The following is a 13,195-nucleotide window of genomic DNA, read 5'->3' on the forward strand; positions in this document are numbered from 1 at the left end:
CTTAGTACTTAATCTAGTAAAAAAATAGATGGGGCTGTCCAAAAAGTTTAATAGTATGCAAAGCGTGAGTGAAACGTAGCAACATGAACACACGCCTTTTTGGACAGCCTTTCTTATATTTACAAGCTTTAATAGGTTGCGAAATTCAGTTCATAGATTGTACGAGGGCGACCTTGTTGGTGGGGCATTTCTTCCCCTACGGCTTTGGCGTAACCTTGGTCAACCAATTTTTTTATAATGCGTTCAGTTGTTCGGCGAGAAACTTGTAGATATTCAGAAAGATTATGGGATGTAAATTGAGAAGACTGTCTTTCTCGGCTGAAGTTTATCATTTTGGAAATATTTGCCGGACTTAAATTTGTTTGCTTTGCCATTTGTAAAATGTAAGGATCATTTGTTTTTAAGGATATTTTAGCTTCAGAATTTGGAAATGGACCTAATAGATTTTTATGTTCATCTAGTATATAGACTTCAAAGGGTTTGGCAAATTCTAATGCGTACTTTGCATTTTGAGCTGCTTCAAAAATCGAGTGACCATAACCAAATGCGAGCTTAAATGGTTTTTCTATTTGCTGTAGTAACTTTTGCATATTTTCCTTTTCGAACGCATTTTGTAAATGACCAGCAGTCGTATAAAGTTCGAAATGATGAGGGGTAATTTGCTTATAGGTTGAATGGGTCGCAGTTGTTATATGATGTAAAATTAAAGAGTTGAAATCATTATTTTCAGGTATGTCTAATAGTCCGACTGCTGCTTTGACAGATTCAAATTTTGTAAGTAGGGATTGTGATTTAGTTTCTTCTAAGCATTGTATAATCGAGCTTGTAGCGTCCAATACACGCATAGCTGGTATATTCAAAACTTGTAATTCATCAAACACAGTATGGATACTTGTTATAACAAAATCTATGCTCTTTGTTTGCCATAATTTTATATGTTTTTGCAAAATATCATTGGGTGCTTGTACAATGGAGATAGGGTAGACGTATGGTTTTGGCCCACTATATTCAATATCAGCGAGAACGTTATCCACAAATACAGGATTCATAACATCAATAGAAATTTTTTCTAAAGGAATTGCATGGTTGGCTATCAGTGATAATAATGTTGTGGAGATAGCAGTCTCATCTTGCTTTATATAATTCCAAGGAATCGGTAATGTTTCAAGTAATGATTGAGCATGTAGATAGGGGAGCGTTCCTCCTAATAAAAGTGCATCACAGGGTTTAATTTGTTTCAACATAGAAGGCGCATCAGCAGGTTGATTATATAGATAAAATTCTAATTGAATATCATCTATGTTTTGTGCGATACTAAGTATACGTTTTTTAAATGCTTTAGAGCATAGTACGGCTATTTTTGTAGACATAAGCATCATTCCTTTTCTATTATTTTTTTGATTAATTAACGACGTATTAGCGACAACTATAAATTATACAGGAGTTTGATAAAAATGAAAATCCAACAAGTAGAAATTTTTGCAATTCAATTACCTTTAATCGATCCATTCATCATTAGTTATGCTACATATGATACAATGCCTTCAATTATTTTAAAAATGACGACTGATACTGGCATTGTAGGGTATGGGGAAGCAGTACCTGATGAACATGTTACGGGTGAGTCATGGGAAAGTACTTATGCTGTATTAAAGCATCAACTAGTACCTGCTATTCTCGGAGAAAATCCAATGGCATTCGAAAAAATTCACCATAAAATGGACCGCATTATTAAGGATGTGCCAGCTGCAAAAGCGGCTATTGACATTGCTTGCTTTGATATTGCTGGTAAAACATTACAAGTTCCGGTTTATCAACTTTTAGGTGGCCGCTATCATGAAAAATTTCCAATTACGCATGTATTAAGCATTGGAACACCTGAGGAAATGGCTGATGAGGCAGCTAAACGTGTTGAAATGGGCTATGAATCTTTTAAAATGAAAGTGGGTACTGAGGTAAAACATGATGTTGCTCGCATAAAAGCAGTACGTGAACGTGTGGGTGAAGACATTGCTATTCGTGTAGATGTAAACCAGGGATGGGGAAATGCTTCTACAACGCTTCAAGGTTTACACGCTTTAAAGGATTTAAATCTAGATTGGTTAGAGCAACCCGTGGACAGTGAAGATATTGACGGAATGGTAGAAATTAAGTCAAAATCAGCTATTACGTTAATGATTGATGAAGGCCTTCGAGGCGTACGCGAGATGCGTGAAATTATTGCAAAACGTGCGGCAGATAAAGTGAATATCAAGTTAATGAAGTGTGGAGGCATTTATCCAGCTATGAAGCTAGCAGTAATGGCTGAAATGGCAGGTATTGAATGTCAAATAGGATCGATGGTTGAGTCATCTGTCGGCTCGGCAGCAGGTTTCCATGTAGCATTTTCTAAAAAAATAATGACAAGTGTTGAATTAACGGGTCCTCTAAAATTCTCTAAGGACATCGGAAATTTACACTATGATGTCCCATTCATCTGTTTAACAGAGAAACCTGGGTTAGGTGTAGACGTAGATGATGAGGTTATTAAAGAATTAAGTAAGTTCTCAACAATTGTAACGGCCTAAGGAGGCGGCGATATGGACAAGATTTATGAAGGAATGCTCGGGGATACGCCGTTTTTCGTGACACAATTACAAATACAGCATTTACAAGTTATAGAGCAATTACAGCATGAGGTTTATGAATCATTACACGATCGAAGTTTATTGCAGCCACTAAGTACTGAGGAATTCGAGTATATTTTGAACGGGCATGGCCTAATGATAGGCGCTTACGTGGAAGATGAATTAATTGCTTTTCGAGCGTTATTAAATCCACCTATTGATGAAGAGCATCTAGGTTATGATTGTGACATTGTTGAGGCTCACTTTCATCGAGTATTGTATCAGGAAATATCGAATGTTTCCCCGAAATATCAAGGTTTTGGCTTACAAAAAACGTTAGCAAAAGTTGTTATGAATCATATCGATTTAGCAAGTTATGACTATGTTTGTTCGACAGTTAAGCCTTATAATATAGCAAGTTTAAAGGATAAATTTTCGCAAGGACTAGTAATAAAGGGATTAAAGATTAAGTATGTTGATAAATTACGATATATCTTTTATAAAGATTTACAACATGAACAGCCCGCTTTCACAGAAAAAAAATCTGTATCGATGGGAGATACAGAGGGTCAGCAAATTCTATTGAAGCAGGGCTTCCTAGGAACATCCATGTATGAAAAACACCCTGATTGGTTCGTTGTATATGAAAAATAGCTTCTTTAAACGTCGAAAGTACAAGAGCCACGTTCACGTTGTTAGTGCTAAGGATAACTAAAAAAACCTTATCTTTCACGAAAGTGAGAGGTAAGGTTTTTTGTTATTTCTTTAGTGGGCAAAAACCACAAGCCATTAAGCCAGGAACGTCCTTTGAAAAGCAACAAGACTTACGTACAGGTATATTTACTAAATTTGTCGGACTTTGGCCACCGGTATACTCGGCCCACCATGATTTTTGTGAAAAGCGAGCCCATGTTTTAGGATTCTCTAATATTTCAATATCCTCCATTGCTTGATCGGCGAGACCAGGATTAGATAATAATATATGATAATGCCACAGTAGATAGCCAAAGAAATTCTCCCAAATTGTAAGCGGAGAAATGGATGTTACTTTACGTAGCTGTTGAACAATGACATGCCCATCATACAGAATCTTCTCAATGACCGACTGACGTTCATCTTCATCTACATAACGCCAATCATTTGAATTGACGAACATTGCGACAGTGAAACTATTGAATTCTTTTGTTGCATCAAAACGAATTTCGATTGGCTTACCATCCCAAACCTCATCGTAGGCTGCAAGCATGTAAAGCTGCATGGCGAAAAACATACCGTAACGCCGAGAGAAGTGGGAAATGGCAGCTGTTTCAGTCGCAGCATCCGTAATACCCATCATTAGATTTAAAAAATCAGGGTGGTAAAAGTCTTTATGTATATCAGCCAATGTAAATAATGCTCGTTTTGGTTCAGTTGTATAAATACTGTAGGAATTCAGTTGTCTTACTTGATCCATCGTTAAAGCTGGCATTGTCATCACCTTTTCTTTTTACTTTATTCTCTAAAAGTCGTCTTCGCTATGAGGTTTTTTATAGTGGCAATCAGTGGCTTGGTGAATAAATTTAAAGCCTCTGATCGCAATCATGATGATACGTAATTGATACTCATTATTCTTATTATAAATTATTCAATTTTGCTTCACAAATAGTATGAAGTATAGTAAAATACATTAAACATATCTGGAAGGTGGGTTTTAGAATGATACAGCCACACGCTATTCCAAGACCACTTGTTCGACTTAATCAGTGGACGATTCTTTTAAGTGTCATCCTGACTTGGATAACAGGAGTTGCTTGGATTTTAGCGATTCCTTTAGTAGCAAATTCACTTGGTGTTTTATGCAATTTTAATCCAATTATTCGATTTGGGAAGCAATTTTTGAAAAAGACTCCATCCGTATATATACCTGAGGATGCACAGCAACAAAAATTCAATTCTAGTATTGCTAGCCTTTGTTTAGCAGGTGGATTTCTAGGCTTCTTTTTTCATTGGCAGATCGTAGGCTATACTTTTACAGCAATGGTCGCGATTGCTTCATCAGTGGCAATTGCAGGCTTTTGTATCGGTTGTTTTTTACATTTCCAACTAAAGCAATGGAAGTATCGACGCTCACTTAAAAGGGTATTGTAATCATTTGAGAAAATACTCAAAAAATTTTAAGATAGTTGTTGACTTTTTAATTGATAATGATTATCATTATCGTATAAAGATTATTCCTCTTCTACAAAACGAGTGTAGAGAGGATGAACTTTAGCTACTTTTCTCCAGAAGTTTGCTAGTTCATGAAAACGCTCCTAAAACCCCCCTCATTTTTTGGGAACGTGAAAATCTCACAGCGACTTATGCCTATATGGATAAGTCGCTCTTTTTTTGATTGCCTTTAGATGGGGGAATTAGTTAATCAGTGGCTCATCACTATAACGTGGGGTTGATTTCCGTTCCGGCTGGGCGCTTTCCAGGGGGCGTCCGATGAGCCGCTTCGGGTCAACACGATGTTGGTCACAAAGGCGTGTGCTGCTGTCGCTTCGCTTTCGCGCAGATAAATTGTCACAGGATGTGACGCCTTTAGCCTTTGTTCCCCGGCAAGCCTCACTCCAGGGTCTTATCTGTGACGCTAACCCCCTAGGAGTCGCCTGGCCTCCACTACAATCAACAGCATTCCAAAATCAATACGCTCTGTAATCAAATGTCATCCCTAACTTGTGGTGATGAACCTAATCAGTAACAGGCTTGGTATAGTATAATAAAAAAATGGGAATTTAATTAGAAATAAGTGGAGGGAAAAAAATGAAGAAATATTTTCTCACATTCCTCGTCGTGGTCGCCTTTTTAGCAAACCCATCATCATCTAAAGCGGAAGTACAGTGGGACGGGGCACAAGTTGTCAAGGGGCAAACGGGAAAAATGACCTTTACAAAAGATGTAAAAGTATATAAGAAGAATGCAAACGGTACGTATAGTTCGATGACAGTTAAGCACAACAACTATTTCCGAGTTTATAATATTGAAAAGTATGACAATAAAACATTCTATTGGATGAGCTCGGGTTATCGTGTACAAGCAACGGATTTAGTTGTTTTTAAGAAAGTACCTTTGAATATCCGCGCTTCTTTTTATGATAATCCCGGCTATATCAACATCAGTCGTCAAGGTTATGACCATATCTATGGAAAACATTACTTCGATGGATCTGAATATATAGGCCCTGGTTATCATGTTTCTATTGATGAAAATCTACACTACGTTTATATGCGAACTGATGGACTTACTGAAGAGGGCTATATTGATGCTACAGATCTTCGCATTGTCGAAACAACAAAAAGAGATGAAGGACTCTATAAGCTAACAGCTGATGCACAGGGGTTAGGTGGTCCAATGGATGGAGGAAGCGCGGGGACAAAGTATTTAAAAGGAACTGTTTTCCAATCGTTAGGACTTGAAATAAATGGATATATTAGAGTGCAAGTGTTGGGAACGTGGGGAGAAGACTTTACTTTTAGATATATTCCTGTAACATTACTCCAACCTGTGCAAACTCAAGGGAAACGCTATATTCGATATGGGGTTATTGGTGAAGGTAACAGAAAGCAAAAAGAACTAAAGCGTTTTGATGAAGTGTCGTTATTGACAGAAAAAAATGCGACAGCTTGGATTGAGATAGAGGGGGAAACGTATCACGTACCGAAAAAAGCTCTTGCTACTATAAGACCGAACGAATCACCGATTATTACAACGTCTTTCTTGCCGAACGATACGCTTCAGCAGTTAGTGTATACGAATGGTGTATATAAGAAAACGGTTAATAATCGTTTTGAAGCGCAGAACGACAATCGATTCATTGACTATCATGAAACAGAGCAAACCTTTAATTATGAAAAGGATGGTATCAAATATATATTTGAAAAGCCAATTACAGAAGGCTCAAAAGTGATTAGAATATGGAGCGGAGTGAAAGATGAAGGGTTTGTTCGTGCCATTCATTACACATTCACAACAGGAGCAGGTGGAGCAGGCACGTTTAACAATGTTGTGGAAACGTCCCTTAATGAATTTTTTGCACCAGGCTATGGTTATATCAGTGGAAATAGCAGCGAACTAAGGTCTTATGAATAACAAATCCTTTACTTTTTTGATTGAAGGGTGAAAATCTTAATAATAGAAAAACAGGTGATGAAAAACGAATTGTTTTTCATCACCTGTTTAATTTTAGGGATTTATTAGACAGTTCTTTTAATCTATGAAGATAACGATTGCTCGGTGGTATTTCTTTTACCGAGCAGCATCGTATAGTAGCTATGCAATAGCATACCGACAATGATGACGCCGAGTCCAGCAAGTGCAATAGGGTCTGGGAAGGTAATACCTAACAATAGTACTTCACCGATAATCACAAAAATAATCTCTGTAGACTGTGTCGCTTCAACGGCGGCCAGTTTGCCTTGATGTTCGCGTACACGATCAGTTGCAATGAAAAATAGAATGGTAGCGATAACACCTGAGCTAATACCCACTAATAAGCATTGGAGAACTTGATTCATAGAAGGGAGTCCGACTGTCGCCATTGCATAAATAGCCATCACAATCCATGCAGGCATCGATGCAATCGTCATGCCAAGCACGCGTTGAAACGTATCAATGCGACCACCACAAACGTCCATCATTTTACGATTGCCTAGTGGATAAGCGAATGCTGCTACAGCGACTGGCAAAATGCCGAGCAGCAGGCTTTTTAGAGGAACCGACTGTGCTTGTGGCACTTGAATCAATAAAATGCCAACTAGAATAACACATGAAATAAGTAATGAGACGAGTGGTATTTTTTGGCGTACGGTTTTGTCTGCGATAACAGAAACAAAAAGGGGAGCGAGCAATACGCCTGCAACAATCGTAAACTGCCATGTACCCGAAACGAGCCAGCCTGGTCCAAATGCCGCAGCAAATGTTAATGGTGCATAGAAGAAGACGAAGCCTACAAAGCTCCACAATAGCCAAGAAATAGGCTGAGCCTTCATCTCTCCTGAAAGCTGTGTAAATCCTTTACGATAAAAGACTATAACAAGTAGAAATGGCAACATGAAAAAATAGCGTAATGAAGCACTCCATAACCAGCTACCACCTTGCATTTCCATCGCGTGATTTAAAATAAATGTCACGGCAAAAAATAAAGAAGCTAAAATACCTAATGCAATTTCCTTCATAACAATTTCACCTCTTTTTGATTAAGACACCCAAAAATCTCTTTATGTAATTTGAAAATTCAGTTATCGAAAGAGGGAAAGCTACAAAGAAAAGTGACCTTTTCCCCGTAGCAATTCTGCCAATTACTTACCTTGCTGTTCAAATAGCTCAACAATCTCAATAATCACTTGTGTAGCTTTCTCCATCGTTTCTCCAGATACATATTCGAACTTACCGTGCATATTTTCGCCACCTGCAAAAATATTCGGCGTAGGTAAGCCCATATAAGATAGTTGTGAGCCATCAGTACCCCCACGAATCGGTAATGTATTTGGTTCAATATCTAATTTTTCCATCGCAGTGCGTGCGATGTCAACGATTTCTTTTACAGGCTCAATTTTTTCACCCATATTATAGTATTGATCTTCAATAGTTATACTTAGCGCATCTTCACCATACTGCGCTTGAATTTTTGTAGCCGCATCCAGCATTAATTGTTTTTTCGTTTCAAATTTTTGGCGGTCATGATCACGTACGATGTATGAAAGCTCCGTATGTTCAATAGATCCTTTGAAGTTCATTAAGTGGATGAAGCCTTCGTAACCCTCTGTTTTTTCAGGTACTGCATCACTAGGCATTTCGTTTTGGAAGGCGATTGCCATTGTAATGGAATTAACCATTTTATTTTTTGCTGAACCTGGATGTACACTTGTGCCTTTTGTAATAACCTTTACACCTGCTGCATTAAAGCTTTCATATTGAAGCTCGCCAAGTGGTCCACCATCCATTGTATAAGCATAGTCTGCACCAAAAGTGGCAACATCAAATTTATGTGGTCCTCGACCAATCTCCTCATCAGGAGTGAAGGCTACACGTAGTTTTCCGTGTTTAATTGTAGGGTTATTTACTAAGTACTCCATTGCGGTCATAATTTCAGCGATGCCAGCCTTATCATCAGCGCCCAACAGCGTTGTTCCATCTGTTGTGATTAGTGTTTGCCCAACGTAGTTTTTTAGTTCAGGGAAATCCTCGGGAGACATGACTAGATTTTCATTTAAACGAATGTCACCACCGTCATAGTTGTCGATACGCTGAGGACTAACATTTGTACCCGTAAAATCAGTTGCTGTGTCCACGTGTGCTAAGAAGCCGATTGTCGGTACTTCTTTATCCGTATTGGCTTCCAACGTTGCAAATAAATAGCCGTTATCGTCTAGTGTAATATCCGTTAAACCGATTGTAGTAAGCTCATCTTTAAGTACATGTAATAAGTCAAACTGCTTTTGTGTGGAAGGCGTTGTTTCACTTGTAAAGTCTGATTGTGTATCGATTTTTGCGTAGCGAATTAAACGTTCAATTACTTGTTCTTTCATTGATATGGCCTCCAGGTGTATGATTTTTTTGTCGTACCTGGCACTCAAACAATTCAGAATTGTTTGAGTGCCAGGCACCTTATTGTATCACTTTACTTCGGATTTCGGAATATTGAAGGATACTCAATGCAATTAGTAATTGAGCACTATAATATGTCAGCATAATAATTTCGTGTGAAAATGGTAAGGGCATTACGAATTTATTTATAGCTAAATAAGAATCTGACGCAATAAATAGCATGGCACCGATCGTTGCAAAAGTTGAGCCAGTGCGAATTGCTGTCCAACCCATCATTAAAATAACAGAAATATAGGCGAGGACAGCAATGCTAAGTACCTTTTCGCCTGATGTAAAGACTGTACCAGCAATCCACACTGCCATACATACGCCGTACACAAGAAGCAAAGTTCTAGCCCATATCGGCACTTTTCGTTCGTTGGTGCTTGCAAACGCGAAAATATAAAAAATATGACCAATTAAAAAACTTGTTAAACCAAATAAAAACCACCGTAGTGTATAGTCACCAATCATACAAAAAATAAGTCCAGTTATAACGAGCATTTGATATTTTTTAATGTGTGGTACTTTTTGCGTAGCAGCCAAAAAAATAATTAAAATCATGGGGATGACCTTAAATATGAGTTTCAAACTCTCTGTAATATGGGAAAAGAAAAAAATATAATAAAGACCAAGCGCAATAATACAAGCAATTAATATCTTTTTAGCCATGTTTTCCACCTCCTTTTACTTGAAATTCTCTTTTTGTGGTAAAATTCCTTTGTTTCTATAATATTTTTATGATTGAAACTTTTACGTTATGTAATCGTAAATAAGTAAGACAGTAAGTGAAGAGAGGGTGAATGGAATGACTAAGCTCTTAATAGCTTCAGCAGTCATTGCACTAATTGCGAGTGTTTTACTAACACCGCTTATAACAAAAAAGCGAGAAGATGGGCAGTCGAAAAAGGTTATAGGATACTTTTTTATTGGCGCTTTTATTCTAGGGTTTTTAGCGACTGGTATTACGCTGTATGTAACAAAAATTGATGTAAACTGGCTTGTCTTTTGGCCAGCAATTATTTTACTAACATTAGGTGGTGCTCTCCTAGCGAGTGGCATCGAAAGGAAAATTAAAGGCTTACTATTTTTAGCAAGCCTAGTTGTTGCGGCATATGTGTTATCAGCTCCTTTATGGAATGCAAATGATAAGTTTAAGTCAGCAGAAATGAAGGAAGAAGTTGAAATTAAACCATTCGATGAAACACAAACACCAGCAAGTGTACCACCAAAGTTTGTCCGTAATAAAATGAAAAAGGCATTTGGGCAAGTGCCAAATACAAGTTATTATGAGTTGGGGCGCTTACAAATTCAAAAGGTAAACGGTGAGTATGTTTATATCGCTCCAGTTGAATTTTCTGGTTTCTTTAAATGGATGAATGGCGATACGACGCCTGGTTACTTTACAATGAGTGCTACTGATTCTGCAGATAATCCTAAATTTGTTGCACAGGAAATGAAATATATTCCTTCAGCTTATTTAAATGCTAATTTAGAGCGACATATGCGTTTACAACATCCATTCCTAATTTTTTATGGGGATGTACAGCTTGAGGTTGATGATGATGGTAAGCCGTACTATATTCGCTCTTATGGAGAATTCATTTCAGCGCGTAATGGTTTTGATGTGCAAGGGATTGTGTTGGTCGATGCATTATCAGGGAAATCTGAGATTGTGAAGCTAGCAGACATCCCAGAATTTATAGATGGGGCAGTATCACCTGAAACAGTAAGTCTACAAAATAGTTATTTCGGGAAATATGTACATGGTTATTGGAATAGTATGTTTGGGAAAAAAGATGTAAAGCTACCTTCAGATGAAGGGACAGAGTCGAATGTCAGCCCAATTTTCGATGAAGCCGGAGACATGTATTACTTCACTGATTTTACAAGTCCAAAAGAGGGCGTAGATTCGATGCTAGGTTACTCGTTAACGAACGCGAGAACGGGTGAAGCTACTTATTACACAGGTAATCAAGATGCATCATATATGGATTCTCAAGGGGCATTGCAAATTATTGAAAAGAAATTTATAGAAAAGAAATGGACAGGTGAAATGCCAGTATTGTATAACTTCTACGGTGAAGCAAGCTGGCTAACAGCGGTACTTGATGCAAATGGGTTCCTACAAAACTATTTCATCGTATCGGCAGCAAATCCTGAAATTTCAGCCTTTGCAACGACGCCAAAAGAAGCGTTGAAATTATATAAAACGGCGCTAGGCCGTGGCGGTAGCACTGTCGAAGGTAGTTCAAATGCCGAAGAAAAAGATGCAATTGGTAAAGTGCTGCGCGTTTACAAAGAACGTTTAGGCGACTTTACTTTAGTATCGTTTTTACTGGATAATGGGGAAAACTATTTAGTGAGTGCAGAAACAGAACCTCTTGCGATTTATTTACAAACAGGTGATGAAGTAATTCTGACATATGGAGATACGGGCGAGCAATTCTTACCAGTTCGCACACTAATTATTAAGGGGCTTCAATAATTAAAAAGACGATCAGCGCAATGAAGTTAGTTGCAATGATCGTCTTTTTTATACAGTTTGAGAATGAATGTAATGAAGCATCTTTTCATTGTGGTTGGTAAAAAGTGTTGAGGCGTGATCATTCAATGCTAAAATTTCTTGAATACAGCCTTGAAGCAATTGTTTTTCGTAGTCAAAAGTATGAGCTGTTTCGTTTTGTAAAATATGTTCTAATAAGAGGGCATGTAATACAACAACCTCTAGATTTTGTGTATTCGTGATGAATTTCAAATTGACAATGGATGTATGAGACACGAATTGATCGACATAAGCAACGGCATCATTATAAGTAGAGATGTCAATATGGGGTTCAAGTCGCTTTCTTAATAGCGTACATTCATTATTTAAGTCTTGAATTTTTATAAATAAACCTTTTACACTTCTCTTATGCTGTTGTTCTAAGGTACGAGCAAGGTGTTTATTGACATAGGACATTTGAACAAACTCCTTTCGATATAGAGCTCCTTCTATTAATAGTAATGGAATTGTTGGGAAAGAAAAGAGTCTTTTTGTTTAATCTGAACCATCATTAAACAAATCTAACAAGATAAATGTACTATTTTCGACAGTGACTTTTTTAATAATATAAAAAGGTAAGGTTAATATCATACAATAGTAACCCTACCTAGTTGAATTGTTATTTCCAAGTAAAACCTTTTTTTGCAAGGAAATCATTAATGAATGGGCGACGTTGTTCAATTAAGAAGTCAGCCATCTGCTTAGTCCAATTATCAATTTTACGATTTGAGGATCGACTATTATAATAAGCTTCCAATGTTTCGTTATAAGCTGGTAAAAGTTCTGCATATTTTTCTGAATTATATTCATTTTCATGAAGTACTGCTGCCACTGGTAAACGGGGTTTTACTTCATTGCGGCGAGCAGGAACACCAATCGTTAAGCCAAACAGTGGGAAAACGAAATCTGGCAGATTAAATAGTTCGCTTATTTCCTCGGGCTTATTACGTACCCCACCAATATAGCAAATGCCATATCCCATAGATTCTGCTGCAATAACGAAATTTTGTGCGAATAAGGATACATCTGCTACGCCAACAAGCACGTTTTCGGCTGAATCCGCGACGATTTCAACATCTTCTAATTTACCCGCCGTTTGTAGACGTTTGAAATCTACGCAAAAGACAAAGGCACCACCGGATGTTTCGTATTGGCGTGGATTACCGGACAGTAAACCTAATTTACCCTTTTTCTCTTCATCTGTTATCCAAATAACACTATATGCTTGTACAAAATGTGATGTTGCAGCCATTTGAGCTGTAGCAATTAAATCTTCAACAATTTCTTTTGATATAGGATTCCCATCGTAAATGCGAACTGAAGAATGATTACGTAATAATTGTTTAACCATCATAATTTCTCCTTTTTTCCTTTATGTATATACTAAAAGCATATCACGCTTTTCTTGTAAAATCGAATAAATTCCATATAGGCAATC

12 protein-coding genes are annotated in these 13,195 nt (G+C 37.5%); 5 read left to right on the forward strand and 7 right to left on the reverse strand.

Annotated elements, in window-relative coordinates; genetic code table 11:
- Nucleotides 1-128: 128 nt before the first annotated feature.
- A complete protein-coding gene (locus ACQKII_RS06670; protein ID WP_427457529.1) occupies nucleotides 129-1,370 on the reverse strand; it encodes a hypothetical protein in 1,242 nt (413 codons plus the stop codon).
- 84 nt (nucleotides 1,371-1,454) lie between these two features.
- Between ACQKII_RS06670 and ACQKII_RS06675 the strand changes: the two genes are divergently transcribed.
- Nucleotides 1,455-2,567 carry a mandelate racemase/muconate lactonizing enzyme family protein gene (locus tag ACQKII_RS06675; protein ID WP_427457531.1) on the forward strand — a complete coding sequence of 371 codons (1,113 nt, stop codon included), beginning with the start codon at nucleotides 1,455-1,457 and terminating at the stop codon, nucleotides 2,565-2,567.
- A gap of 12 nt (nucleotides 2,568-2,579) precedes the next feature.
- Complete coding sequence (locus ACQKII_RS06680) at nucleotides 2,580-3,260, forward strand: GNAT family N-acetyltransferase (RefSeq protein ID WP_427457533.1); 681 nt, start codon at nucleotides 2,580-2,582, stop codon at nucleotides 3,258-3,260.
- 103 nt (nucleotides 3,261-3,363) lie between these two features.
- Here ACQKII_RS06680 and ACQKII_RS06685 read toward each other — a convergent pair whose 3' ends face one another.
- A complete protein-coding gene (locus tag ACQKII_RS06685) occupies nucleotides 3,364-4,074 on the reverse strand; it encodes a Fe-S oxidoreductase (RefSeq protein WP_427457535.1) in 711 nt (236 codons plus the stop codon).
- Between the two features lie 227 nt (nucleotides 4,075-4,301).
- On the opposite strand from ACQKII_RS06685, the gene ACQKII_RS06690 reads away from it, so the two are divergent.
- Nucleotides 4,302-4,733: a DUF4395 domain-containing protein gene (locus ACQKII_RS06690; protein WP_427457536.1), complete on the forward strand. Its 432-nt coding sequence runs from the start codon at nucleotides 4,302-4,304 to the stop codon at nucleotides 4,731-4,733.
- Between the two features lie 657 nt (nucleotides 4,734-5,390).
- Nucleotides 5,391-6,716 carry a hypothetical protein gene (locus ACQKII_RS06695; protein ID WP_427457538.1) on the forward strand — a complete coding sequence of 442 codons (1,326 nt, stop codon included), beginning with the start codon at nucleotides 5,391-5,393 and terminating at the stop codon, nucleotides 6,714-6,716.
- Between the two features lie 122 nt (nucleotides 6,717-6,838).
- Here the strand turns inward: ACQKII_RS06695 and ACQKII_RS06700 are convergent, their stop codons facing one another.
- The 3 genes from ACQKII_RS06700 to ACQKII_RS06710 form a co-directional block, all read right to left on the reverse strand.
- Complete coding sequence (locus ACQKII_RS06700) at nucleotides 6,839-7,801, reverse strand: DMT family transporter (RefSeq protein ID WP_427457540.1); 963 nt, start codon at nucleotides 7,799-7,801, stop codon at nucleotides 6,839-6,841.
- Between the two features lie 123 nt (nucleotides 7,802-7,924).
- The gene (gene pepT, locus ACQKII_RS06705; RefSeq protein WP_427457542.1) at nucleotides 7,925-9,154 is read right to left on the reverse strand and encodes a peptidase T; all 1,230 of its coding nucleotides are present in this window, start codon (nucleotides 9,152-9,154) and stop codon (nucleotides 7,925-7,927) included.
- A gap of 79 nt (nucleotides 9,155-9,233) precedes the next feature.
- A complete protein-coding gene (locus ACQKII_RS06710; protein WP_427457544.1) occupies nucleotides 9,234-9,884 on the reverse strand; it encodes a lysoplasmalogenase in 651 nt (216 codons plus the stop codon).
- Nucleotides 9,885-10,020: 136 nt separating this feature from the next.
- Between ACQKII_RS06710 and ACQKII_RS06715 the strand changes: the two genes are divergently transcribed.
- On the forward strand, nucleotides 10,021-11,700 hold the full coding sequence (locus tag ACQKII_RS06715) for a hypothetical protein (RefSeq protein ID WP_427457546.1): 1,680 nt from the start codon (nucleotides 10,021-10,023) through the stop codon (nucleotides 11,698-11,700).
- Nucleotides 11,701-11,748: 48 nt separating this feature from the next.
- Here the strand turns inward: ACQKII_RS06715 and ACQKII_RS06720 are convergent, their stop codons facing one another.
- Both ACQKII_RS06720 and chrR read right to left on the reverse strand, forming a co-directional pair.
- On the reverse strand, nucleotides 11,749-12,174 hold the full coding sequence (locus ACQKII_RS06720; protein WP_427457548.1) for a hypothetical protein: 426 nt from the start codon (nucleotides 12,172-12,174) through the stop codon (nucleotides 11,749-11,751).
- Nucleotides 12,175-12,376: 202 nt separating this feature from the next.
- Nucleotides 12,377-13,108, reverse strand: a complete 732-nt coding sequence (gene chrR, locus ACQKII_RS06725) for a class II chromate reductase ChrR (RefSeq protein ID WP_427457549.1) — start codon at nucleotides 13,106-13,108, stop codon at nucleotides 12,377-12,379.
- Nucleotides 13,109-13,195 lie beyond the last annotated feature (87 nt).

It is taken from the genome of Lysinibacillus sp. NPDC048646 (assembly GCF_050272295.1).
In the GTDB taxonomy this organism is placed as follows: Bacteria; Bacillota; Bacilli; order Bacillales_A; family Planococcaceae; genus Lysinibacillus.